This is a genomic window from Achromobacter animicus (assembly GCF_040775605.1).
GTDB lineage: Bacteria > Pseudomonadota > Gammaproteobacteria > Burkholderiales > Burkholderiaceae_B > Achromobacter > Achromobacter animicus.
This window is the reverse complement of the sequence record NZ_JAYGJK010000001.1, coordinates 5,543,201-5,567,815: the sequence shown is the minus strand read 5'-3', so window position 1 is coordinate 5,567,815 and position 24,615 is coordinate 5,543,201. Positions and strand designations below refer to the sequence as shown.

Genomic DNA, 24,615 nt, shown 5'->3' with positions numbered 1-24,615 from the left:
GGGAGGCGTGGCAACGTGATCGCGCTGCCACGCCTGGATGGATCATTCGACCAGCCAGCCGGCCTCGCCTTCAATCAGCGTGCCGCCATGGCTGGTTTTGTCACCTTGGCGCGCAACGGGTTGTCCTTCGATGATGGTGCCGGGCGAGCCGGTCTGAATGATTGCGCCGCAACTGATGCGGTCGCCGATGCGGGCGACGGCGCGGCCGTTGACGATGGCTTCGCTTGCGCCGGTGACGACGGTGCCGGTGCCGTGAGTGGGGCAGCTATGGCGATGACCTACAAGAACGATGGGTTTCATGATTGGCTTCCTGACGTTTGGGGCTGTTGATTAGCCCCGTGTCGATCAAGGTCGGATCAGAACGGACAAGGCCGGCGCGTGATGCGCCGGCCTTGTTATTTAAGAAGCCTGGGATCAGGCTTCTTGCGGCTTGCGCCAGTCGTCGGAGGCTTCGGTGCCGGCGATGGCGTGGGTCCAGGTGATCTTGCGGTAGGCCATGGCGACCTTGACGAGCTGGGTGTACTCGGCCTTGGTGGGATCCTGGGCGTGCGGGAGCACGGTGTTGATGTTGACGATGGTGGCGTCTTCGAGCTTGGTGGTGAAGAAGTGCTCTTGCTTGCCTTCGGTGGAGGTGCGGTACCACTTGACTTCGACTTCGGGCAGCATTTCGCCCGAGGCGAGGGCTTGGTACATGAGGGGGGTGGCCTTGTTGAGGGGCGCGGTGAAGACGAAGGGCTTGTGGACGCGCTGGCCGGAAGGCTGGCCGCTTTGCGGGTCGGTGGGGGTGGCGATCAGGTGTTCGATTTCCTGGACCAGGATCTGGTCTTCATGACCTTCCTGGTAGACGTTGCCGACGGAGTCGGCGGTGAAGGCGCCTTGCGTGATGTTGCCCTGGGTCTTGCCCTGGATGCTGATGTAGGCGGGAGTCGGCATTTGCTGTTTCCTGGTTTGGTTTCTTTTGCGTGATGGCCTTATTGGCCGGTGTGTCATCGGGGATGACATCCGATTAATTGCAAAGTCCGTGCCAGGGTTTGTTTGAATGCTGGTTTTCTCTTTTTTTTCAATAGCTTGTGGGGTGGCGTTTTTGATGTTGGCTGATTACGGATTGCTCGAAAAACGGGAAAGTGGTTTTTTCTGCGGGGATTCGGGTCAGTTGTGGCTCGGTGCTTTGGTAAGTCTTTAAAAACAAAGCGGAAAAATTCGGGTCGGGAATGGCTCGGGTGGGTCGGATTTGGCTCGGTCTGTTTTTTTGGCTGACTCTCAGAAGCTGGTCGATCCGGGGGGCTGGCGTTTGGGCGGAGTGGGTTCTTTTGACGCCCGGCGTGGCGGCGGCCTGGGTGCGCGGGGCTACGATTGCGGTCCGGAGCCTTCGCTCCGGACTGCCCCTGCCTCAACCTCGTCCGCCTTCGGCTCCCTTCGGTTTCCGTCGGGCGCATCTACACGCCCCGCGCACCCAGGCCGCCGCCACGCCGGGCTGCGGTGGCTTGCACTTGGTGGCCGCTGGGGCGGGTGGGGTTCTTTAGGTTCTTGCGGGCGCTCCGGGTGGGATGGAGCGGTTTGCGGGGCCCGCCCCACTGCGGCCGCGCGGGCGGCCTGGTGGGGATTACGCGGTGTCTTGCGTCGGGGCGATGGCGCTGCGCGCTGGCGTGCGGGTGGTTTTTTTGCGGTGCCGTGTCGGTTGGCGACGGCTCGGTGATGGCTTGGTGATGGCTAGGTGTCTGACACCCATGGGGCTTAACCGTAACGAGTGCAAGCCGGTTTACGCGGGGTGTCTGACACCGTGTTAGAAACGCCTCGCGTGTCAGACACCAAACTGGTTTGCGTTACTTCGTCGCCACCTTTTCCGGCGGGACCGGATTATCCCAGCCGCCGCCGATGGCGCGAATCAATGCCACCGTCGACCGGGCCTGTTCGGCAGTCAGTTGCACCGACGCGCGTTGCTGCAAGAGCACGCTGCGGTCGGCTTCAATCACGTCCAGATAGCTGATCGAGCCTTCGCGGTACTGCGTGTGCGAGAGTTTCGCGGCGCGGGCAGCCGCTTCCACCGCCTCGTTCTGGGCCTTGGTCTGGTCCGCGAGGATGCGCAGGTTCGCGAGGTTGTCTTCCACTTCGCGGAACGCGTTCAGGACGGTCTGGCGGTAGACGGCGACGTCTTCTTCGTAGACGGCGCGGGCGCGGTCCAGGCCGGCTTGGCGGCGGCCGCCGTCGAAGATGGGCATGGACAGGGCGGCGCCGACGAGCGGGCCCAGCAGGAACGTGCGGCTGGACCATTGGAAGAGGTTGCCCAGTTCCGAGGACTCGTAGCCGAAGGCGCCGGTGATATCCAGGCGGGGGAAGAACGCGGACTTGGCGGCGCCGACGCGGGCGTTGGCGGCGGCCATGGCGCGTTCGGCGGCGGCGATGTCGGGGCGGCGTTCGAGCAGCGTGGAGGGCAGGCCGGCGGGGATGGTCAGCGCGATCTTTTCGATGGGCTGGGGCGGCATGGTGAATTCGGATGGGGCGCGGCCCAGCAGGACGGCCAGCGCGTGTTCGGCGGTGGCGCGGCGGCGGTCGATGCCCAGGGCCTCGGATTGCGCGGAGGCGAGTTCGGCCTTGGCGCGTGCCAGGTCCAGTTCACTGATGTCGCCGGCGTCGTAGCGGCGCTGGATGAGTTGAAGGGTGTCGGTGCGCAGTTTGACGGTCTGATGGTAAATGCGCGATTCGGCGTCCTGTTCACGGACCAGGAAGTAGGTGGTGGCGACGTCGGCTTGCAGGGCGAGCAGGACGGAGCGGTAGAGCGCTTCGCTTTGCTGGGCGTCGGCGGTGGCGGCGTCCACTGTCGATGCGACGCGGCCGAAGAGGTCGGCCTCGTACGACACCGTGCCTTGCGCGCGCCAGGTGGTGACGGGGGAAGTCGACGTGCCGTCGGGCAGGCCTTGCGAGACTGCCGAGGGGCGTTGGCGGTTGGGGCCAAAGCCGGCGTCCAGGCTGGGGAAGAAGCCGGAGCGCGCTTCGCGTTGCAGGGCGCGGGCCTGGGTGAGGCGGGCGGCGGCGGCCTGCAGGTCCTGGTTGGCGCGCTGGGCTTCTTCTTCAAGCTGGTTCAGGCCTTCGTCGTTGAAGACCTTCCACCAGGCGCCGCGCAGGGCGTCCTCAGAAGGTTCGGCGGGCTTCCAGGTGCCGGCTTCGGACGCGGGCAGGGCGGCTTCCTTGAAGGCGGCGGGCGTGTCGGCCGTGGGGCGCTGGTAGGTGGGACCCACCGCGCAACCGGCCAGCACGAGCAGCATGGCGAGCAGGGCGGATCCTCGGGTCAGTCTTTTGATCATGATGACGTTTCTCTTTGGCGCGCGTCCCGTGCGAATTCGGACGGGACGCGCTGGCTTCTCTTTTTTCTGTCGGCTTACGCGTGGTGTTGCGGCGCGGGCGGCGCGTTGGGGTCGATGTGCGGCACGCAGACGGGCGCTTCGTGCGGCGCGGCGGAGTGCAGCTTCTTGCCGCCGAGCGAGCGGAGCAGGACGTAGAACACCGGCGTGAGGAACAGGCCGAACAGGGTCACGCCGAGCATGCCGAAGAAGACGGCGACACCCATGGCGTGGCGCATTTCGGAACCGGCGCCAGAGGACAGCACCAGCGGCACCACGCCCATGATGAACGCGATGGACGTCATCAGGATGGGACGCAGGCGCAGGCGGCTGGCTTCGATGGCGGCTTCGAGCGGCGTGCGGCCGTTCATTTCGAGCTCCCGGGCGAACTCGACGATCAGGATCGCGTTCTTCGCGGACAGCCCCACCAGCACCATCAGGCCGATCTGCGTGAAGATGTTGTTGTCGTTGCCGGTGAGGTAGACGCCGGTCAGCGCGGCCAGGATGCTCATCGGCACGATGAGGATCACGGCGAGCGGCAGGGTCAGGCTTTCGTACAACGCGGCCAGCACCAGGAAGACCAGCAGGACGCTGATGGGGAAGACCCACAGGCCGGCGTTGCCAGCGAGGATCTGCTGGTACGTGAGGTCGGTCCATTCGAACTTGACGCCACGCGGCAGGGTTTCGGCGGCGACGCGCTCGGCGGCGGCTTGCGCCTGGTCGGACGAGTAGCCGGGCGCGGGGCCGCCGTTGATGTCGGCGGCGGTGTAGCCGTTGTAGCGCACGACCATTTCGGGGCCGAAGGTCTGCTTGACGGTGACCAGCGAGGACAGCGGGACCATGTCGCCGGCGGCGTTGCGGGTCTTGAGCTGCAGGATGTCGTCGGCGTGGGCGCGGAAGGGCGCATCAGCCTGGGCGCGAACCTGGAAGACGCGGCCGAACCGGTTGAAGTCGTTGACGTACATGGAGCCCAGATAGATCTGCATGGTGTCGAAGACTTCGGTCACCGGCACGCCAAGCTGCTTGGCCTTGACGCGGTCCAGGTCGACATCGAGCTGCGGGACGTTGATCTCGTAGCTGGAGAACGTGGGACCGAGTTCCGGCGTCTGGCGTGCCTTTTCCAGGAAGGCCTGCTTGGCCTTGTCCAGTTCGGCGTAGCCGAGGGCCGAGCGGTCTTCGAGTTGCAGCTTGAAGCCGCCGAGCGTGCCCAGGCCCATGACGGGCGGGGGCGGGAACACGGCGATGAACGAGTCCTGGATGGCTGCGAACTTCTGGTTCAGGGACGCAGCGATGGCGTTGCCCGAGAGCTCGGCATTGTTGCGTTCGCCAAAGGGCTTGAGCGTGACGAACACGATGCCGGCGCTGGAGCTGTTGGTGAAGCCGTTGATGGACAGGCCGGGGAAGGCGATGGCCGACTGCACACCGGGTTCCTTCAGAGCGATGTCGCTCATGCGGCGGATCACGTCTTCGGTGCGGTCCAGCGAGGCGCCGTTGGGCAGCTGCGTGAAGCCGATCAGGTACTGCTTGTCCTGCGCGGGCACGAAGCCGCCAGGCACGAGGTACGACACGCCGATGGTCGCGGCGACCAGTACGGCGTACACGCCCATCGCGCCGGCCTTGCGGCGGATGACGCTGGCCACGCCCGTGCCGTAGGACTCGGACGCGCGGCCAAACATGTTGTTGAACCAGTTGAAGAAGCGGCCGAAGACGCGGTTCATGCCGCGGGTCAGCCAGTCGGGCTTGTCGTGGTGGCTCTTAAGGAGCAGGGCCGAGAGTGCGGGCGACAGGGTCAGCGAGTTGAAGGCCGAGATCACCGTCGAGATGGCGATGGTCATGGCGAACTGCTTGTAGAACTGGCCGGTCAGGCCCGTCATGAAGGCAAGCGGCACGAACACGGCGCACAGCGTCAGCGCGATGGCGATGATGGGGCCGCTGACTTCGCGCATGGCGCGATAGGTCGCATCGCGTGGACTCAAGCCGGCCGCGATGTTGCGTTCGACGTTTTCGACGACCACGATGGCGTCGTCCACCACGATCCCGATGGCCAGCACCATGCCGAACAGCGACAGCGCGTTGATGGAGTAGCCGAACATCAGCAGCAGCGCGAACGTGCCGACGATGGACACGGGCACCGCGAGCAGCGGGATGATGGACGCGCGCCAGGTCTGCAGGAACAGAATCACCACCAGCACGACCAGCGCGATGGCTTCGAGCAGCGTGTGCACGACGGCTTCGATACTGGAGCGCACGAATTGCGTGGGGTCGTATTCGATGCGGTATTCCACGCCCGGCGGGAAGTCCTGGGCCAGCTCGGCCATCGCGGCGCGCACCTGGCTGGAGACGTCCAGCGCGTTGGCGCCGGGCGATTGCATGATGCCCATGCCGACCGCCTGCTTGTTGTTCAGGAGCGAACGCAGGCCGTATTCCTGCGCATCCAGCTCCACGCGGGCCACGTCGGACAGGTGCGTCACGGCGCCGTCTGGCGAGGTCTTCAGGATGATGTCGCGGAATTCTTCTTCGGTCTGCAGGCGGCCGCGTGCGTTCACGTTCAATTGCAGCGGCACGTCGCCCTGCGTGGGCGAGGCGCCGATCACACCGGCGGCCACCTGCACGTTCTGTTCGCGGATCGCGTTGACGACTTCGGATGCGGTCATGCCGCGCTGCGCGACCTTTTGCGGATCGAGCCACACGCGCATGGAGTAGTTGCCCGACCCCCACACCGTCACTTCGCCCACGCCCGTGATGCGCGACAGGCGGTCCTTGACGTTCAGGATGGCGTAGTTGCGCAGGTAGGTGATGTCGTAGCGGTCATTGGGCGAGATCAGGTGCACGACCAGCGTCAGCGTGGGCGAGCTCTTGGCCGTGGTCACGCCCAGACGCTGCACATCCGGCGGCAGACGCGGCAGCGCTTGCGATACGCGGTTCTGCACCAGCTGCTGCGCCTTGTCCGGGTCCACGCCCAGCTTGAAGTTGACCGTCAGCGTCAGGTTGCCGTCGCTGTTGGCCTGCGACTGCATGTACAGCATGTCTTCGACGCCGTTGATGGATTCTTCCAGCGGCGAGGCGACGGTTTCGGCAATGACCTTGGGGTTGGCGCCCGGGTACTGCGCGCGCACCACCACGGACGGCGGCACGACTTCCGGGTATTCGGAGATGGGCAGCTGGAACATGGCCAGCAGGCCTGCCAGCAGCACCAGGATCGATAGCACGCCGGCGAAGATCGGCCGGTCGATGAAGAATTTCGAGATATTCATAAACGTTCTCGTTCGACGCGTCGGCTCAGTTCTGCGCCGAGGCGGTCTTGACCGGGTTGCGCTTGGCGGCAACCATGGGGACAACGGTCGGGGTCACGGCGTCGCCGGGGCGGATGCGCTGCAGGCCGTTGACGACGATGCGTTCGCCGGCAGTCAGGCCGGCGTCGACGACGCGCAGGCCTTCCTGATTGGCGCCCAGCTTCACCTGGCGGTAGACGGCGTGGTTCTTGTCGTCCAGCACCAGCACGAAGCGCTTGTCCTGGTCGGTGCCGATGGCGCGCTCGTCGATCAGCACGGCCTCGCGGGGTTCGCTGCCGCCCAGGCGGATGCGGGCGTAGAGGCCCGGCAGCAGCGTGCCGTCGGCGTTGTCGAACTCGGCGCGCACGCGGATGGTGCCGGAGGTGGCGTCCAGGCGGTTGTCCACCGATTGCACGGCGCCGGTGCGCGAGTAGCCGTCTTCATTGGCCAGGCCCAGTTCGACCGGCACCGCGCCATTGCGGCCGTTGCGGGCGGGGTTCACGTAGCGCAGGAACGTTTGTTCGTCCACGTCGAACGATGCGTACATCTTGGACACCGACACCAGCGTGGTCAGCGGCACCGATGCGGCGCCGGCGGCGACCACGTTGCCCACGGTCACTTCGGCGCGCGACACGCGGCCGTCCACGGGGGCCTCGATACGCGTGTAGCCCAGGTTGAGCTTGGCGTAGTCCAGCGCGGCCTGGGCGCCCTGCAGGTTGGCGGCGGCTTCGCGCGCGGCGTTCTGCTTTTCCTCGAAGTCGCGGCGGGCGATGGCGTTGTCGGTCAAGAGGCGCTGGCCACGGGCCAGTTCCGAGGCCGTGTAGGCGGCGCGCGCCTTGGCGGCGGTCAGCGCCGCGGCGGCGCGGTCCACCTCGGCCGCGTAGGGGCGCGGGTCGATGGTGAAGAGCACGTCGCCCTTCTTGACGATGCTGCCGTCCTTGAAATGGACGGCGGTCAGCGTGCCGGAGACCAGGGGGCGGATGTCCACGCGGTCGATGGCTTCCAGGCGGCCGGAATAGCGCTGCCAGTCGACGATCGTCTTGTTGAGGACTTCGGCCACCTCGACGGGCGGCGCGGCGGGGGCGCCCTGCGCCATCGCGACATTGCCGCCCGCGGGGCCGCGGCTGAGGGCATAGCCGCCGCCCGCCGCCAGCACGGCTGCAAATACGACGAGCACAGCAATACGTTTACGCGAAACCATGGTGTTTCCTTGAGTGGTCTTTTAGAGGCGGAAGCGCGCTTGCCCGGGATGCGGGGACGACGAGTCGGCGGGTGGGATGCCAGTCCTAAGAATCCGGCGTTATATGGATATGCTGCGGTGCAGCATCGACCGGGGTCGCTTATCCAGAGGCGGCGGGCGCCTGATCAGGGCGGGTCGCTGCGGGGGCGGAATCTGAGGATTGACATGCCCTTTTCTTGCGCCGGGCGGCAAGGGCACTTCAAGATGGTTTGCATTCTGAGTGTTTTGTCCGGGCGGATAAACCTGTCTATCCCGGCAACACTGTTCGTGGAGAATGACTAATCCAGGCCGAAATCGGGTTATGCTCCGTCCACCCCGACTTATTTGCCTAAGGACACCCTTGCCATGGACCGCTTTCAGGCTATGCAGGTGTTTGTGCGCGTCGTGGACGCCAATAGCTTCACCCGGGCGGCCGACAGCCTATCGCTTCCGCGCACCACCGTCACCACCATCATTCAGAATCTGGAACGCCTTCTAGGCGTTCGCCTGTTGAACCGCACCACGCGCCGCATCGGCCTGACGCCCGACGGCGCAGGCTATTACCAGCACTGCGTGCGCATCCTGGCCGACGTGGAAGAGACCGAGGCCTGCTTCCAGGAAGCGGCCCTGCGGCTCAAGGGCCGGCTGCGCATTGATGTGCCGACCTGCATCGGCCGGTTGATCCTGATTCCCTCATTGTGTGATTTCCACGACAAATACCCCGACGTCGAGCTGGTGCTGGGCCTGGGCGACCGTCCGGTCGACATGGTCCAGGAAGCCGTGGACTGCGTGATCCGCGCCGGCGATCTCGAAGATTCCAGCCTGGTCGCCCGCCGCATCGGCACGCTGCAGACCGTGACCTGCGCGTCGCCGACCTACGTGGCGCGCCACGGCATGCCGCAGACGATCGAATCGTTGCGCGACCACCACGCGGTGCATTATTTCTCCAGCCGCACCGGCCGCAACTGTGCCTGGGACTTCAAGGTGGACGGCAAGCACCAGGAAGTGGACATGAAGGGCACGGTGGCCGTGAACGAAGCGGGCGCCTACCTGGATTGCGGGTTGAAGGGTTTTGGCCTGATCCAGACCGCGCGCTACATGGCGCTGCCGTATCTGCAATCGGGTGAGCTGATCGAGATCCTGCCGCAGTGGAAGCCCAGCTCCACGGCAATTTCGGTGCTGTATCCGCAGAGCCGGCAGTTGTCGCCCAAGGTGCGGGCCTTCACCGACTGGGTGGCCGAGCTGTTCGCCGGGTGTCCGCTGCTCAGCGGCCGCGACGAGACCGATCCGGCCGCCGCGTCCTGCGCGGTGTACCAGCGCAATCAGGGACAGACCACTCCGGCGCAACCGCCCGTGCCCGCTATCCCCGCGCTGGCCGACATGGCCCCGCGTCGCCGCACCGCCCGCGAGGAAGCTGCGGAATACGTGCTGTAAATCCGCGTAGGCTGGACGACGACATGGCGGGCCCTCGGGTCCGCCATCTGCGTTAAGCACGGGAAACCCCGTAGTAAATACAGCCCTTACGTCCCTCGTATTGCATGAAACGTCTGTATAGTCCGACAGTCAAAGCCTACAACGCCCTTACAGTCGATCCGCTATGCAGCCTGTTCTACCCGCCTACCTGATCGCCCGTTGGCTGTTGCTGCTTGTGCTGTTGGCGGGGGTTTACTTTCTTAGCGGATTCCTGGTTCCGGCCCTGGCGGCGCTGATCATCGGCCTGGCCAGCTGGCCCCTGTACCAACGCCTCGTCGTCCGTTGCGGCGGCCGCACGGCGGTTGCCGCGTCGCTGGCGCTGCTGGTCGTCGTCGTGGTGCTGATCGTCCCGCTGTCGCTGGCCCTGTCCTATGCCATCAAGGAAGCCAGCGCTTTCGTCGCCTGGGCCATCGCGGCCAACCGCCACGGCGTGGACGTGCCCGCGTGGATTTCGTCCCTGCCGGTGGTGGGCGATCGCCTGGGACAGTACTGGCAATCCTATATCGGCCAGCCTCACGCGCTGGGCGCGCTGGTCGAAGCCGTCAGCGGCGAACACCTGGGCAACATCTACCGCATGGCGCTGGCCGCCACCGGTAACGTGTTCCAGTTGCTGCTGACCGTTCTCTTCATGCTGATCACGCTGTTCTTCGTCTACAAGGACGGCATCCGCATGGTCGCGCAGCTGGACGTGCTGGGCGAGCGCATTCTGCCCGCCCGCTGGCAGCGCTTTTCGCGCGTGGTCCCGGCCACCATCAATTCCACCGTCACCGGCATGGGCCTGATCGCGCTGGGCGAAGGCGTGGTGCTGGGCATCGCCTATTGGGTCGCGGGTGTGCCGTCGCCCGTGCTGCTGGGGGTGGTTACCGGCTTCATGGCGCTGATTCCCGGTGGCGCGCCGTTGTCGTTCACGCTGGTGTCCCTGTATCTGGTGGGCTCGGGCCATGTGGTCGCAGGCATTGCGCTGATGGTCTGGGGCAGCGTCGAACTCTTCATCGTCGATAAGACGCTGCGCCCGCGCCTGGTGGGCGGTCCCGTCAAGCTGCCGTTCCTGCCGACCTTCTTCGGGCTGGTGGGCGGGGTGAAGACCATGGGCATCGTGGGATTGTTCGTGGGTCCGGTGCTGATGGCGCTGCTGGTGGCCGTCTGGCGCGAATGGGTGCACCACGAGGTCCAGGAGCGCGACGCCGCCCGGCTGACGCCGCCGCCGGTCCGCCCCGAGAAGACGCCAGCGGGCTGAGGACGCGGGAGCCGCCCGGCGGCCTTGCCATTTGGTAATCTAGCCATCCCGCGTGACCGGCGCCTTGCCCGGTGCGCGCCTGCCCGCCCGCAGACGCGCCGCCTACGCCGCGGGCTGTGAGGATCAAGATGTCCGGGTTATTGCCTGATGATCAGATAGCCGTCCTGCGCGAGCAGGGCTTCGTGGTGGCGCGCCAGTTCGCCAACCCGGAGCAGGTTGCCGCGCTGCGTGCGCTGGCTGAACGCCATTTGCGCGATCACGTCGCACCCATCGAATACGAAGCCGACCTGCGCTATCCCGGCGCGCCGCAATCGCGCAGCGCTGAGGGCGGCCTGACCGTGCGCCGCCTGCTCAACGCCTACGCGCGCGACCCCCTGTTTGCCCAATGGGCCACCGATCCGCGCATCGGCCAGTGGCTGAAGCGCTATTTCAACGAGACGCCGGTGCTGTCCACCGTGCACCACAACTGTGTGATGACCAAGCACCCGGCGTACGGCAGCCTGACGGGCTGGCATCAGGACATCCGCTATTGGTCGTTCTCGGATACGGATCTGGTGTCCTGTTGGCTGGCCCTGGGGCCGGAGACGCGCGCCAATGGCGGGCTGTCGTTCATTCCGGGCTCGCACGCGGCGGCATTTACGCCGGACCAGTTCGACGACAAGAAATTTTTCCGCGAAGACGTGCCGCAGAACGCCGACTGGATCGCGCGCGCCGTCTGTCCGGAACTGCAAGCGGGCGATGTGGTGTTCTTTCACTGCCGCACCTTGCACGCCGCGCAGGGCAACAGCAGCGACCGCGTGAAGCTGTCGGTGGTCCATACCTACCACCCCGAGTCCTGCCATCCGCTGCCGGGCACGCGGTCGTCATCGCAGGCGGGCGTGCCGCTGGCGGGGGCGTGACGCCCCGGAAAGCCCGTAGACTGTGGCATCAATGATCCGCGCGCCGGCAATGTACCCATGCCGGTCCGGTCCGCAATCCCTACTTCGGAACTGAAGCAACATGCGTGAAAAAATTGTCTTCATCGGCGGCGGCAATATGGCCTCCGCCATCATCGACGGACTGATCGGCCAGGGCCGGGCGTTGACCGATTTTCTGGTGATCGAACCCTACGCGCCGACGCGCGAGGCGCTGGTCGCACGCGGCCTGCCCTGCCAGGAAAGCGTCAGTGCCGACATCGGCGACGCCGCCTTGTGTGTGCTGGCCACCAAACCGCAAGTGCTGCGCGAAGCCTGCGGCCAGGTCCGGCAGCATCTGTCGGCCGAGGCCACCGTGGTCAGCATCGCGGCGGGCGTCGAGCTGGCTGCGTTGTCGGAATGGCTGGGCGGGCACGCGCGCATCGTTCGCGCCATGCCCAACACGCCGGCCAAGGTGGGCCTGGGCATGACCGGCCTCTTCGCCACGCCGGCTTGCGAGCAGGCCCAGCGCGATCAGGTCGACGCGCTGTTCGCGGCGGTCGGCGAACGCATCTGGACCGAATCCGAAGCCATGATCGACGCCGTCACTGCGGTGACGGGCAGCGGCCCCGGTTACGTGTTCCATTTCATGGCGGCGCTGGAAAAGGGCGCCGTCGAATTGGGCTTTGCGCCCGCCGACGCGCGCCGGCTGGCTGTCGCCGCCTTCCGCGGCGCGGCGGAACTGGCCGCCAGCGAAGACGTGCCGTTGACCGAATTGCAGGAGCGCGTCACTTCCAAGGGCGGCACCACCTACGCCGCCCTGTCGCACATGCAGCAGGCGGGCGTGGCCCAGGCCATCACCGAGGCTGTGCACAAGGCGCAGCAGCGCGCCCGCGAGTTGTCCGCGGGATAAAGGCCCCGGCGCGGCAACGGGCCGTCAGCGATGACGGCCCAGCCGCCACAGCAAGACGGCTGCAATCACGATGGCCGCGACATTGAACTGCATGGCCGACGCAAACGCCTGCGCATGGCGCTCGGCCGCGCTGGCTTCCGCGTAAGCCTCCAACGCACCGCCATACAGCATGCCTGCCGCCGACACACCCAGCGCGGCGCCCACCTGCTGCAAGGTCGACACCACGCCCGCCGCCATGCCGGCCTGGCGGTCGTCGACCAGCCCCATCGCCAGGTTGACCAGCGGCGTGTTGACCGCGCCTTGCGCCGCGCCCAGCCACACCAGCGCAGGCAGCAGCGTCCACGGCGACAGGCTGGCGCCGGCGATGCCGGTGTGCATCATCAGCGCCGCCGTCGCCCCGCCGTACAACAGCGCGGCCAGCGCGATCGCGCGCGTGCCGTAGCGGGCGACCAGTCGTGGCGCGATCATCGATCCCGCCACGAATCCGACGCTGGCCGGCGCGAAGATCATGCCGGCCGTCAACGCATCCAGGCCAAAGCCCGTCTGAACCAGCAAGGCGTAGCAAAGAAACATGGCGCTGGCGGTGGAGAACACCAGCATCACGACGAGGCACCCCGCCGCAAAGCGCGGCTGCGTCAGCAAGGCCATGTCCACCAGCGGCACGCCGCCGCGCGCGGCGACCCGGCGCTGCACCCGCACGAAGGCTGCCAGCGCAACCACCGATGCCCCGGCGCAGGCGAGCGTCCAGGCGGGCCATTGCTGGGCGGGGCCTTCGATCAACGCCAGCAGCAGCAACGCCAACCCCAAGCCCACGAGCGCGGCGCCGGGCCAGTCCATCGCCGCGCCCGAGGGCTCGGCGGATTCGGGGATGTGCCGGGCGAGCCAGCAGGCCAGCAGCCCCAGCGGCAGATTGATCAGAAAGATGGCACGCCACGCCAACCCGAACAGATCCGCGTGGACGATCCAACCGCCCAGCACCTGCCCGGCGATGGCGGCCAACCCCAGCGTCATGCCCAGCAGCCCGAACGCCCGGCGACGCGCATGCCCCTCGAAGCTGACGCGGATCAGCGCATACACCTGCGGAAACAGCAGGGCCGCGGCGGCGCCCTGCAGGATGCGCGCGGCGATCAGCGTGTCCGGCGTGGGCGCCAGGCCGCACAGCGCGGACGCCACCGTAAAGCCCGCCATGCCCAGCATGAACAGCCGTCGCCTGCCATGGCGGTCGCCCAACCGGCTGCCCGCGATGAGCAGCACGCCATACGCCAGTTCATAGGCGGCGATGATGAAGTTGATCTGCGCGAAGCTGGCCGACAGCGTGGCCTGCATGCTGGGGATGGCCACGTTCACGACGAACAGGTCGAAGATCGTGATGAAGCCGCCGGATAGCAGCACCGCCAGGCCGAGCTTGCCGAGTCGTGGCGAAGCGGGGTCGGCAGGGGCAGCCGACGGCGGGGCGGGAAGGGTAGTGGTCGACATGAAAGCGTCCAAAAAGTCAGGATCGGCGCTATTCTGGGCGGACCTTTAGCCTTATACAATTTAGCTATTTATGCTATTACTCCGTGCAACCCCGTCATGACCCAACCCGCCATTTCACGCCGTCTGGACCGCACCCGGGCCGACCTGTCCGAATTCCTGCGCCTGCGCCGGGAACGGCTCACGCCCGCTGACCTGGGGCTTCCGCCCGGCCGCCGCCGCCGCACGCCGGGGTTGCGCCGCGAGGAAGTGGCGGCGCTGGCCGGCGTCGGACTGGCCTGGTACACGTGGTTTGAACAGGGGCGCAACATCAGTGTGTCGGCCACCTTTCTCGAAAACCTGGCGCGCGTGCTGCGGTTGGACGACGCCGAGCGCCGCCACCTGTATCTGCTGGCGCACCAGCGCCCGCCGGCCGAGACCGGCCGCACGTGGTGCACCGTGCCCGCGCAGGTTCGCCGCTTGATGGATGACCTGCCCGCGCGGCCCGCCTACATCCTGAACCTGCGTTGGGACGTCGTCGTGTGGAATGCCGCCGCGGACAAGGTGTTCAATTTTTCCGGGCAGGCGCCGGGACGGCGCAACCTCCTCTGGATGCTGTTCGTGGACCCCGCGATGCGTGAACGCTTTGTGGATTGGACGGCGCAGGCGCCCCGCATGCTGTCCTCGTTCCGGCGCGATTTCGCCAGCGCGACCGGCGTGTCCGATATCGCTGAACTGGTTGATGAATTGGAACGTGTGTCGCCCGAGTTCCAGTCGTGGTGGCGCGAACACGACGTGCATGGCACGTGCATGGGACTGCGCACGCTGCATGTGGATGCGTTGGGCGATATCGCGTTCGAGCATGCCACCTTGAGTGTCGATGAAAGCCGGCATTTGCGATTGGTGGTCTATGCGCCCGCGCCGGATGAACCCCGTGCCGCCGACTTCGCGCGATGGGTGCAGGCGGGTCCAGCTGTGCCGCTGGCGCCCTCGGAGTAGGATTTTTCGGGGGCGCCAGCACAAGACATTGGCAGGGGATTTGACGCGACGGACGACGCGGGTATATCGTACGAGCTATCGTAAGACATATCGTAAGAGCTATCTATGCGCCAAACGGCTTTCCGCGAACACCCGCACCATGGGCGTCCCCACCATGGCCACCACCACCCCAGTCACCGCCACCCGCGTCACGCCAGCGCGGGTGGCGACTGGTTTTCCGGTTCCCCCGACGGCCGCGGCGATGCGGACGGGTTCGGGGGCGACGGACGCGGCTTCACTCGCAGCCGCAAAGTATCCAGCGACGACCTGCAATTGATGCTGCTCGGACTGCTGGAACAGAACCCCAGCCACGGCTACGAACTCATCAAGGCATTGGGCGCGCTCAGCAACGGTTTCTATACGCCCAGCCCCGGCATGGTCTACCCCGCGCTGACGTATCTGGAAGAGCTTGGCTACGCCACCGTCGAGCAAGAGGGCGCCAAGAAGCGCTATCACCTGGCGGAACCGGGCAAGGCGCATCTGGACGCCAACCGCGACCGCCTGACGCTGATGTTCAACAAGCTCAAGCATGTCGCGCGCAAGATGGACTACATGCGCCAGGCCTGGAGCGGCCAGCCGCGCGCCACCGGCCCGGAGGGCGAGGACGCCCGCACCGGCTGGCTGCCGGAGTTCGTGGAGGCGCGCCAGGCGCTCAAACGCGCGCTTCTGGAGCGTACCGACGCCTCGCCCGCAGAACAACGACGCATCGCGGCCATCCTGGCGCGTGCGACCGACGAGATCACCGGCAAATCCGGCGCGTGATCCCGTCCCACCCTACTGGAGTTTCCATGACTCAAAGCGACCTGACCGTGGCGCGTGTGCGCCACACCCTCAAGATGCGCACGCTGACCGTGGCGCGCGTCGAGCGCATTGCCGGCCTGCTGGCGCGCGTCACCTTCACCGGCGAAGACCTGCAGGATTTCGTGTCCGCGTCATTTGATGACCACGTGAAGATCTTCTTTCCCGCCGATCCCTCGCAGCCGCCCGTGCTGCCCACGGCCGGGCCCGACGGCATCAAGTTTCCTGACGGCGTGGCGCGGCCCGCGGCGCGCGACTACACGCCGCGCCGCTTCGATACGGCGCGCCAGGAACTGGAAATCGAATTCGTGCTGCACGGCGATGGCCCTGCGTCGACGTGGGCCGAACAAGCCGCGCCTGGCCAGCAACTGGGCATCGGCGGCCCGCGCGGTTCGTTTGTGGTGCCGACGGCGTTCGACTGGCATGTGCTGATCGGCGACGAGACCGCATTGCCCGCCATCGCACGGCGGCTGGAAGAACTGACGGCCTCGGCGCAGGCGCTGGTGCTGATCGAAGTGCCGGGGGCAAACAACGAAATCCCGCTGCAAACGGCCGCGAAAGTCTCGGTGCGCTGGCTGCATCGCAACGGAACGGCGCCCGGCTACAGCACGCTGCTGCTGGAAGCGGCGCGCGAACTGGCGCTGCCGTCAGGCGATGGCTATGTGTGGGTGGCGGCGGAATCGGCCACGGCAAAAGCCGTGCGCGAAATCATGGTGGCGCAGCACGGCATCGACAAGAGCCGCATTCGCGCGGCCAGCTACTGGAAGCGCGGCGCGGTCGCCGTCCACGAATCGCACGACGATTGAGCGTCAGGACTTGCGGGCGGCCCGCGCGAGCGCCAGCAGATTCGCGGCCCGTCCACCCGGCGCGTCCCGCAAAGCCAGCCCCAGCACCGCGCGCGGCCATTCCAGCGCGAACGGCCGATACACCACGCCATCCGGCCGCAGGTGACGCAGCGACGCCGGCACGATGGCTACGCCCATGCCCGCCGCCACCAGGTTCACCGCCGACGACAACTGCGGCGCTTGTTGCCCGATGCGCGGACTCAGCCCGTGCTGCCGGCACGCCGCCATGATGTCCGCGCTGAGCCCATAGCCCGATTTGCGCGAATACAGAATGAAGGTCTCGTGCTGCAGGTCGGCTGGGGCGAGGCGCTTGCGGCGCGCCAGCGCATGACCCAGCGGCAGCGCCACCACCAGCGGCTCCTCTACCATCTGCGTGAACGCCAACCCGCCATCCAGCGCGAAAGGCGGACGCACGAACGCGGCGTCGATCGTACCGTCGCGCAACTGCGCCACCAGCGTTTCACTATCCCCCTGAGACAGCGTCATCTCGACCTCCGGATAGCGCTCGCGATATTGCCGGATCAGCTCGGTCACCACGCCATTGAAGGACGCTGATTCGGTAAACCCCAATGTCAGTTCACCGACCTCGCCGCGCGCCGCGCGCTGGGCCGTGCGCACTGCGGCGTCCGCGCGTTGCAGGATGTCCTGGGCGCACGCCAGGAATGCGCGTCCCGCGTCGTTCAGCGCCACGCCGCGGCCCATGCGGTCAAACAGCGGTGTGCCGACTTCCTGTTCAAGCTGGCGGATCTGCTGGCTGAGCGGCGGCTGCGCCATGTTCAGCAGTTCGGCCGCGCGCGTGAAATGCTGGGCTTCGGCAGTGACGACGAAATAGCGCAGATGGCGCAGTTCCATTTTGATATCCAAAAAGTACTGATGAACAATTTTCAATATATTGGACATTCTAATGGCGCGCGCCGATCATGCAGGCATCAGATCCCCGGAATGAAGGAACGCCCATCATGAATGCCAATCCATCCCTCGGCGCGCGACTGCGCCAACACCTTGCCGACAGCATCGTGGTGGCGCCCGGCGCATACGACGGCCTATCGGCCCGCCTGGTCGCCGCGGCCGGGTTTTCAGCGGTGTACGCCAGCGGCGGGGCCATTGCGCGCGCCGCCGGCTATCCGGACATCGGACTGCTCAGCTTTACCGAAGTCATGTACCGCGTGGAAAAGATCGTCGAGGCCAGCGGCCTGCCGGTGATCGCGGATGCGGACACCGGATTCGGCGGATCGGCCAATGTTGAGCGCACGGTGCGCACGATGGAACGCGCGGGCGTGGCGGCGTTCCATATCGAAGACCAGTCCTTTCCCAAGCGCTGCGGCCATCTGGACGACAAGAGCCTGGTGGACGCTGCCGAGATGGCCCGCAAGGTCCACATCGCGCGCCAGACGCTTGCCGACGCGGACACGCTGGTCATCGCGCGCACGGACGCCATTGCGGTCGAAGGCTTTGACGCCGCCATCGCGCGCGCCGAGCTGTACCTGAAGGCCGGCGCCGACATGATCTTTGTCGAGGCGCCCGAGACGCTGGCGCAGATCCGCGCCATTGCTGAGCGGTTGCCGGGCCTGAAACTCATCAACATGTTCTACGGCGGCAAGACGCCGCTGGTGCCGCTGCCGGATCTGGCCGCGATGGGCTATCGCCTGGCGATCATCCCGTCGGACCTGCAGCGCGCGGCGATCCACGCGATGCAGGCCACGCTCCAGGCCATCCGGCAGACGGGCGACAGCAGCGCGCTGGCGGATCGCCTGACCAGCTTCGCCGAGCGCGAAGAGATCGTGCAGACCCGCCGCTATCTGGCGCTGGACGCTCAGTAGGCGCGAGACGCCGCCGTGCGGTTGCAGCCGTGCGGCATGCGCAGCGGCCACAGCCGTTGGCCGGCCGCACCGTACAGCGTGCGGATGCCGCATTGCATCTTCACCTGCGCCAGCATCTGGCCGGCGGGGTCGATGATGCGCGAATCGTCTTCCGTGGACACCACCGCGCGTTGGCCCGTAAAGCCCGACAAGGCCCGGAACTCGGCTGGAATGGCGAACTGGCCCTGGCCGTTCACGTAGCCATAGCTGCGGTCTTCGCTGGCGGGCGCCAGGCCTTCGCGCATCGGACCCAGCGCGTCGAAAGCCGGTCCCGTCAGCGCACCCTTGGCATCCACCCAACGCGCCCCGCCGCCGGACAGCTGCGTCACGGCGCGTCCCTCCGAAAACGCGGACGCAAAGCCTTCGACCGTCACCCGGGTCTTGCCCGAGAGGTCGGTGTAGTCCGTCATGGTGCCGCGGTCCGCCGAGTAATGGCGGATCAGCAGGTCGGAACGCGACGGCCAGCTCCATTCGCCCTTGGGCAGGGTCGCGAGGATCTTGCCGCTGGCGTCCATCACGTGCGTGCCCGCCGCGTCCGCCGCCAGCGCGCGCGCCGGCGCGCCCTGGAACGCGGTGCCGATACGGGACGACGGCGCGATCTGCCAGGCGCCCTTCGCGTTCAGGTAACCCTGACGGTCGGCGCGGCGGATCTCCATCCAGTCACCCAGACGGACGTAGTCGGCGTCCTTCATGTCCAGCGCATCCTCGCCGTCCGGCGAGATGATCCAGCGGCGCTCGCTATTGCCCGCGCTGACCGAGCCGTCTCCAAAATCGCCCACCTGCAAGCCGCGCATGAATGCGGTCAGCGCCTTGCCCTTGGTATTGAAGACCGCGGCGGGACGTTCGTATTCGTTCTCTTGCTTGCCCGGCTGCGTCACGCGCCACAGCGTGTCGTTCACGCGTTCCGCGCCTTGATGGCTGGCCGGCAGGATCCACCGCCCCTGCAGGTCGATGACGCCAACGCGCCCCGTGCCCAGCGAAGCGACGGCCTGGCCATTCTGGAACTCGCCGATGCTGCGGAACGCCGGCGCGGCCAGCTCCTTGCCGGCGACGAAGTCATACAGGCCCCACGGCGCGCCGTCGGCCGCCGTCTTCAAATAGCGCACCACGCCCGGGGCGACGACCTGCGTATCGAAGTTCTCGGGCAGTTCGAACGTCTTGCCGGCACGGTCGATCATGCGTACCACGCCGTCGCCATACACCTGCGCGTAGCCCTGGCGGAACATACCGATGTGCTGCTGCGCGGGCAGGTCCAGCGGCTTGCCGCGTGCATCCAGCAGCACCATGCCGTCGGCCGTCTCGGCCGCATAGCGCAACTGGTCCGCCGTGAGATCGGCGCCGTCGCCGGCGTCGTCCAGCGGCGTCACGGCTGTCCACGACGGATCGGTGACCGTGCTGCCGTCGGCCAGCAGCAGTCCCACCTGGACATCATCGCAGTGGCAGTGGCTTTGACCCAGCAGGCCCAGCGGCGCGCCAGGCACGCCGGCCGGCAGTGACTGAAGCTGCTGGTCCTGAAGCGCCTTCACTATCTCGGGCTTGAGGAGCGCCTTGCCGTTCTTGTCCAGCACGTTGAGCAGCGCGCCTTGCGCGTCGGACAGCCACAGATTGCCTTCGCGCGTTTCCATGCGGCGGGCGTCCGCCAGCCACGCGGGCGCCGCGTCGCCGTGCACCCACGCGCCCGTGGGCGTCAGTACGCCCGCGGTGCGGCTGGCGCCGTCCACGAACAACACATAGCCTTCGCGTTCGTCGCCGGCCGACAGGCCCTTGCCCAGCGTCAGGGGCTGCGGGCGCCCCGGCACCAGCGCCACGAGGTTTTCTCCGGACGGGTACACGATGGTGTCGGCAAAGCGTTGGGATGTGCGGCCTTCCGCGTCCGTCAGCGTCGCAATCACCGCGCCGTCGCGGTCCAGCACCGCAAACCCCGCGCGGCGCGGCAGCGCTGCGCTGTAGAAAGCCTTGCCCACGGGGTTCATGCTTTCGTATTGCTGGTCCGCGCCGATCAGTTTGCCGTCCGCCGTCACCAGCACGGAACCGTCAGGGCCATAGCCGGTGGCCAGGTTGCCGCTGTCCTGCGCGTAGATGTCGTCCAGCACCGGTTCCACGACCCAGTTCCAGTCCTTGTCCACCACGCCGTACTTGGACTCGCCATTGGTGGCGATGTACAGGCGCTTGTCGCCCAGCGGCCGCGTGATCACGACGCCGGTCCCGCCGTAGCGCCGCTCGCCCTTGGCCGAGCGGTATTCCTCCTTGTACTGGACCGTGGCGCGCGCGGGCACGCCGTCGTACAGGCGCACCGCGCGCACCACGTCCTCGAACGGTTCGCCCGCAGGGTTGCCCTGGCGATCGATCAGCAGCGGCTTGCCGTCCAGCGTCACAACTGCCAGTCCGATCTCGACAAAGTCCTGCACCGCGTCAAAGCGGGGCGGAACGGCCATGCGGCCATTGCGGTCGATGTATCCCCACTTGCCTTGCCATCGCACCGCGGCCAGCCCGTGGCGGAAGTCGCCAACCGCCTCGAAGATCGGCTCGATCGCGACGCGGCCGTTCTGGTCGAGAAAACCCCAGGCGTGGCGGCGCAGCGAGTTGTCGCGCGGTACGCGGTCGATGTTCTCGATGGCGGACGGCAGCAGCACCGCGGCGCGGCCGTCGTGCAGGTCCCGGATGCAGCCGTTGCCGAAGGGGTTGCGCGAGGAAATGTCGTCGGCTGCCGGATAGGCCTGGTACTCCGCATCGCTCATGCAATACAGGTGCATCGACTGTATATAGCCGTTCTGCGCCTGGGCGGACAGGGATACGCCCAGCGCGGCCAGGGCGCAGGCGAGGCGGGTGGTTCGTAGCACGCGTGACGTCATGATCATTCTGCGTTGGCGTTGGCGTTGGCGGTCTCGGCGACGGGCGGTTTGACGCCGGAGGCCTCGGGGCAGGTGAGCTTCTGGGGCGGCCAGCTCTGCTGGTCCTTCGCATCCACGATCACCATCGTGTCGCACAGCACGCCGAACAGCGCGGTCGTGTTGCCCTTGGTGTCGATGTACTCGATCAGCCGATTTCGGCGGACCAGCGCGCGGCCTTCGTGGAAGTTGTCGGCCCACGTGAACGCCGGCGCAATCGCATAGCGTCCGGTCAGGTCGACGTACCCGAACAGCTTGCCGGTGCGTTCCAGGCGGCGGGCCCGCGCCAAGCCGTCCTTCAAGGGGCCAAGCTGATTGAAGTGCGCGCCCACGACGCGCTTGCCGTTTGCGTCGATGAAGCCGTACTTGTTGTCGCCATCGCTGTAAGGCACGACGCCTTCGCTGGCTTTGTCATAGTCGACGGCGTGGCGGCCCGGCAGGCGCGCGATCTCGCGTCCTCGCAGGTCCACCAGGATGCTGGACGAGCCTTCGTCGTCGTTGAATACGACGCGCTGCATCGAAGCCAGCGGCATGCCATCGCCCCATTTTTCCAGCATCGTCTTGCCGGTCTGGTCGATCACGCGGTAGCCCGCGCCGCTGTTGGCGCGCGCCAGGCCTTCGGGCTGGGTGAAAAACGGATTGAATTCTCCATAGCGCGCCGGCACCTTCATGTTGCCGCGCGCGTCGATGGCGCCTTCGCGCTCGTCGAACTTGATGTAAAGCCAGTCGCCGTACTGCTGCTTGTCTTCGGGACGGCCGTCGGACACACGAATCGCGCCGCCTTGCGCGTCGAACAACACGGCGCTCGCGTCGGCCAGTTCGCCCAGAAAGCGACCATCCTTCAGCTTCTGCGGCTTGCCTACTACCGGCTCGCTTGCCTTGCCGGTGCGCAGGTTGATGACGCGATAGGCGCGTTCGGTGTAGCCGCCGCGCTTGCGCGTGTCTTCGGGCGCTTCGGCCAGCATCATGCCGTTGCCCAGGTATTCCAGGTCGTAGGCGCCGTTGTAGCGGGCAGGCACCACCCACTGACCCTCGCGGTTGACCACGCCCCAGCGATTCTTGTCCCGCACCTTGGCCCAGTCGTCCTCGAACTCCTGGACTTCATCGAAGGCCGGCTTGAGCACGGGCGCACCCTTGCGCACGTTCCACAGGCCCATGCGGCGCTGGCGGTTTTCGTTCACCGCGCGGTATTGCAGCAGTTCGCCGTCGAGGCGCGATGCGTCTTCCAGCACGTTGGCCGGAACCGCCACCGTCTGGCCGCGGGTATCGATGAGCAGCGCATCGCCGCGCAGCATGTCCTTCGTGCGGGCCCAGGTGTAGGGGCCTTTGAAGGGACGCATTTCGCTGTACTGGGGCTCGATGGCCCACGTGCCGTCCGCGCCGATCGCGCCGACCGCGCCGGCCCGATCGGCCTTTGAACGCGCCACGATCGGCAGCGTGACGTCGTAGGTGTCGATGTTTGCCCAGTCTGGATTCGTGACGATATCGCCCGCCGCCGTCAGGATGCCAAGCGGCTGGTCATATTCGCTGGGTCGCAGGAGGGCCAGCGGCGCAGCGGCATCGGCGGCGGATTTGCGCGCATAGTGGAACTCGCTGATGTCGTAGGCGCGCAGCTTGGCGACGGTGGTTTCGTCAAGGATGCCCAGGCCGTCGGGGTTGTAGATTTGATGCAGCGTCTCGTCGTCCGCGACGGCGTTGACGCTGCTTTGCACGGCGTCGGCGGCTGCGGCTGCGGTGGCGGTGTCGCTGGCGGCGTCCATTGCCGCGTCCATGGCAGCGTCTGCGGTCGCTTCTGACGGCGTTGCGGGGGTTGGGGCTGCGTCCGCGTAGGTCGCCTCCTGCGCGGCGTCCGCGGCGTCAGCGGCGACCGGCGGATCCTGGATCGCGGCTGCGGTCTCCGCTTGCGACGCGGCCTGCACGGCTGCACCCACCGCAGCCGCCGCGGCCTCGTCTTCCGCGCTCATGTCGTCACGGGTGGCGTCCATGCCGGCGCCGGTAGCGCCTGCCGAAGAGACAGGCACGCCATACACCCACGCGCGTCCCTGATGAATCTTGACGTCGCCGTTGCGCAGGGCGAGCAGCTGCACGCTGCCTGCGGGATCGATCAGCAGCGTCATGCCGGGTTCGGCGGCAAAGCCCCAGCCGTCGCGGCGCTGCACGCCCAGATAGTCGCTCTTGAACGCGTGCAGGGTTTCAAGCTTGCTGTCCAACAGCACCGAACCGCCCTTGGCGTGCCGCGCCAGCCAGACGCCCGGCGCCAGCAACTCGACGCGTTCGTAGCGCTGTTCAGACAGCGGTTCGCCGCGTGGATCCACGAATTCCCAAGCGCGTTCGCGGTTCACAGCCAGCACGTCGCCATCGCGCAGCGGCGGGGCGAGCGAACGCAGCACCTGCGGACTGATCGCCCATGCGCCGCTTTGGTCCAGCAGTCCCCACCAGCCGCCGTAGCGCGAGTCGCGCGATTGCGCCGGCAGATAGTCGCCCGTCGGTTCGGCCAGCGCCATCACGCCGTCGGGCAGTGTGGCCGGTTTGCCGGTTGCGGTGTTGAAAAGGCGCGGCGGGGTAGGGATCTCCATCGCCGCGAGCTTTTGGCCGGGCTGGAACCCGCCAGTGCGCGTGCCCAGCGGAAAGGTCTTCACGACCTTGCCCTGGCGGTCGATCAGCACGTCCCGGCCGTCTTCCTCGGCCAGCGCCGTGCCTTCGGCATTGAAGCCGGTGGCTTCCGAAAAGCGCGGCTCGATGACCCAGCGTCCACGCTTGTCGATGTAACCCCAGCGTTCATCCTGGCTGACGGCGGCCAGCCCGTTCTGGAAGGATCGGGCGTCCGAATACGCAGGCGTAATCGACATCACGCCCTGCTTGTCGATGTAGCCCCACGCCGCGGATTCGCCATCGGCGGTGCCCACGAGCACCGCGGCCAGGCCTTCCTGGTAGGGCTGGTGGCACATGGTCCCCGCGCCTTCGCCATAGCTGCTGTAAGAGCACTGCTGCGTCCAGTCAGGCCGCGCCTGCGCGTTGCCCGGCGCCAGCAGCGTCATCCCGGCCAGCGCCACGACCAGCGCCAAGGGCTTGAAGAAGGGCGCCGCCGTCATGGTTTGCAGGCGCGGCGCAAGACCGCGGAAATGAAAGAGCCAGACCGGGCGTGCCACATGATTCGATGCCTGCCGAATGATTGGGAAGGCAGCACTGTAACCAGGGGTACCCGGGGACGGATCGGCAGATGTAACTATTGCGGACGAAGCGTTAACACCTCTGGCCCTTTGATCTGAAATGAGGCTAATTTCGGCTAATGGTTCGCAAGTCAGGCATATATAGATGTCACTTGCTGTGAAGAGACATTTTCCCTCCGAGCGCCGTCGTTTCAGGTCCGGAGGGATTGACTCTCGCCAG

Annotated in this window: 17 protein-coding genes; 8 read left to right on the top strand and 9 right to left on the bottom strand. The window is 66.8% G+C overall.

Annotated features, from left to right (window positions below; all coding sequences use genetic code 11):
• Positions 1 to 42: 42 nt before the first annotated feature.
• The 5 genes from AB3147_RS25410 to AB3147_RS25390 all read right to left on the bottom strand — a co-directional run bounded on the left by AB3147_RS25410 (position 43) and on the right by AB3147_RS25390 (position 7,811).
• Positions 43 to 300 carry a PAAR domain-containing protein gene (locus tag AB3147_RS25410; RefSeq protein ID WP_175137975.1) on the bottom strand — a complete coding sequence of 86 codons (258 nt, stop codon included), beginning with the start codon at positions 298 to 300 and terminating at the stop codon, positions 43 to 45.
• A gap of 114 nt (positions 301 to 414) precedes the next feature.
• Complete coding sequence (locus tag AB3147_RS25405) at positions 415 to 933, bottom strand: Hcp family type VI secretion system effector (protein WP_175122245.1); 519 nt, start codon at positions 931 to 933, stop codon at positions 415 to 417.
• A gap of 890 nt (positions 934 to 1,823) precedes the next feature.
• The gene (locus AB3147_RS25400) at positions 1,824 to 3,302 is read right to left on the bottom strand and encodes an efflux transporter outer membrane subunit (RefSeq protein ID WP_367353314.1); all 1,479 of its coding nucleotides are present in this window, start codon (positions 3,300 to 3,302) and stop codon (positions 1,824 to 1,826) included.
• 74 nt (positions 3,303 to 3,376) lie between these two features.
• Positions 3,377 to 6,592: an efflux RND transporter permease subunit gene (locus AB3147_RS25395; protein ID WP_367353313.1), complete on the bottom strand. Its 3,216-nt coding sequence runs from the start codon at positions 6,590 to 6,592 to the stop codon at positions 3,377 to 3,379.
• 25 nt (positions 6,593 to 6,617) lie between these two features.
• Positions 6,618 to 7,811, bottom strand: coding sequence for an efflux RND transporter periplasmic adaptor subunit (locus AB3147_RS25390; RefSeq protein ID WP_367353312.1), 1,194 nt, complete (start codon positions 7,809 to 7,811; stop codon positions 6,618 to 6,620).
• Positions 7,812 to 8,195: 384 nt separating this feature from the next.
• Here AB3147_RS25390 and AB3147_RS25385 point away from each other — a divergent pair, with 384 nt between their 5' ends.
• From AB3147_RS25385 to proC, 4 genes are all read left to right on the top strand, one after another.
• Positions 8,196 to 9,263 carry a LysR family transcriptional regulator gene (locus AB3147_RS25385; protein WP_343738345.1) on the top strand — a complete coding sequence of 356 codons (1,068 nt, stop codon included), beginning with the start codon at positions 8,196 to 8,198 and terminating at the stop codon, positions 9,261 to 9,263.
• 163 nt (positions 9,264 to 9,426) lie between these two features.
• Entirely contained in the window at positions 9,427 to 10,539 is a 1,113-nt protein-coding gene (locus AB3147_RS25380) for an AI-2E family transporter (protein ID WP_056559631.1), read from the top strand.
• A 128-nt stretch (positions 10,540 to 10,667) separates the two neighbouring features.
• A complete protein-coding gene (locus AB3147_RS25375) occupies positions 10,668 to 11,438 on the top strand; it encodes a phytanoyl-CoA dioxygenase family protein (protein ID WP_175137971.1) in 771 nt (256 codons plus the stop codon).
• A gap of 100 nt (positions 11,439 to 11,538) precedes the next feature.
• Complete coding sequence (proC, locus tag AB3147_RS25370; RefSeq protein ID WP_367353311.1) at positions 11,539 to 12,345, top strand: pyrroline-5-carboxylate reductase; 807 nt, start codon at positions 11,539 to 11,541, stop codon at positions 12,343 to 12,345.
• A 24-nt stretch (positions 12,346 to 12,369) separates the two neighbouring features.
• Here the strand turns inward: proC and AB3147_RS25365 are convergent, their stop codons facing one another.
• A complete protein-coding gene (locus tag AB3147_RS25365; RefSeq protein ID WP_367353310.1) occupies positions 12,370 to 13,821 on the bottom strand; it encodes an MFS transporter in 1,452 nt (483 codons plus the stop codon).
• Between the two features lie 96 nt (positions 13,822 to 13,917).
• Here AB3147_RS25365 and AB3147_RS25360 point away from each other — a divergent pair, with 96 nt between their 5' ends.
• From AB3147_RS25360 to AB3147_RS25350, 3 genes are all read left to right on the top strand, one after another.
• A complete protein-coding gene (locus AB3147_RS25360) occupies positions 13,918 to 14,796 on the top strand; it encodes a helix-turn-helix transcriptional regulator (RefSeq protein ID WP_367353309.1) in 879 nt (292 codons plus the stop codon).
• 105 nt (positions 14,797 to 14,901) lie between these two features.
• Positions 14,902 to 15,597, top strand: a complete 696-nt coding sequence (locus AB3147_RS25355; RefSeq protein WP_367353308.1) for a PadR family transcriptional regulator — start codon at positions 14,902 to 14,904, stop codon at positions 15,595 to 15,597.
• Between the two features lie 26 nt (positions 15,598 to 15,623).
• Positions 15,624 to 16,439 carry a siderophore-interacting protein gene (locus AB3147_RS25350; protein WP_367353307.1) on the top strand — a complete coding sequence of 272 codons (816 nt, stop codon included), beginning with the start codon at positions 15,624 to 15,626 and terminating at the stop codon, positions 16,437 to 16,439.
• 3 nt (positions 16,440 to 16,442) lie between these two features.
• On the opposite strand, the gene AB3147_RS25345 is transcribed toward AB3147_RS25350, so the two are convergent.
• On the bottom strand, positions 16,443 to 17,330 hold the full coding sequence (locus tag AB3147_RS25345; RefSeq protein ID WP_367353306.1) for a LysR family transcriptional regulator: 888 nt from the start codon (positions 17,328 to 17,330) through the stop codon (positions 16,443 to 16,445).
• A gap of 107 nt (positions 17,331 to 17,437) precedes the next feature.
• Here AB3147_RS25345 and AB3147_RS25340 point away from each other — a divergent pair, with 107 nt between their 5' ends.
• The gene (locus AB3147_RS25340; RefSeq protein ID WP_367353305.1) at positions 17,438 to 18,298 is read left to right on the top strand and encodes an isocitrate lyase/PEP mutase family protein; all 861 of its coding nucleotides are present in this window, start codon (positions 17,438 to 17,440) and stop codon (positions 18,296 to 18,298) included.
• Here AB3147_RS25340 and AB3147_RS25335 read toward each other — a convergent pair.
• Positions 18,292 to 21,189, bottom strand: a complete 2,898-nt coding sequence (locus AB3147_RS25335) for a WG repeat-containing protein (protein WP_367353304.1) — start codon at positions 21,187 to 21,189, stop codon at positions 18,292 to 18,294. The two genes, AB3147_RS25340 and AB3147_RS25335, sit on opposite strands and share 7 nt — an antisense overlap.
• Before the next feature lie 2 nt (positions 21,190 to 21,191).
• Positions 21,192 to 24,374: a WG repeat-containing protein gene (locus tag AB3147_RS25330; protein ID WP_367353303.1), complete on the bottom strand. Its 3,183-nt coding sequence runs from the start codon at positions 24,372 to 24,374 to the stop codon at positions 21,192 to 21,194.
• Positions 24,375 to 24,615 lie beyond the last annotated feature (241 nt).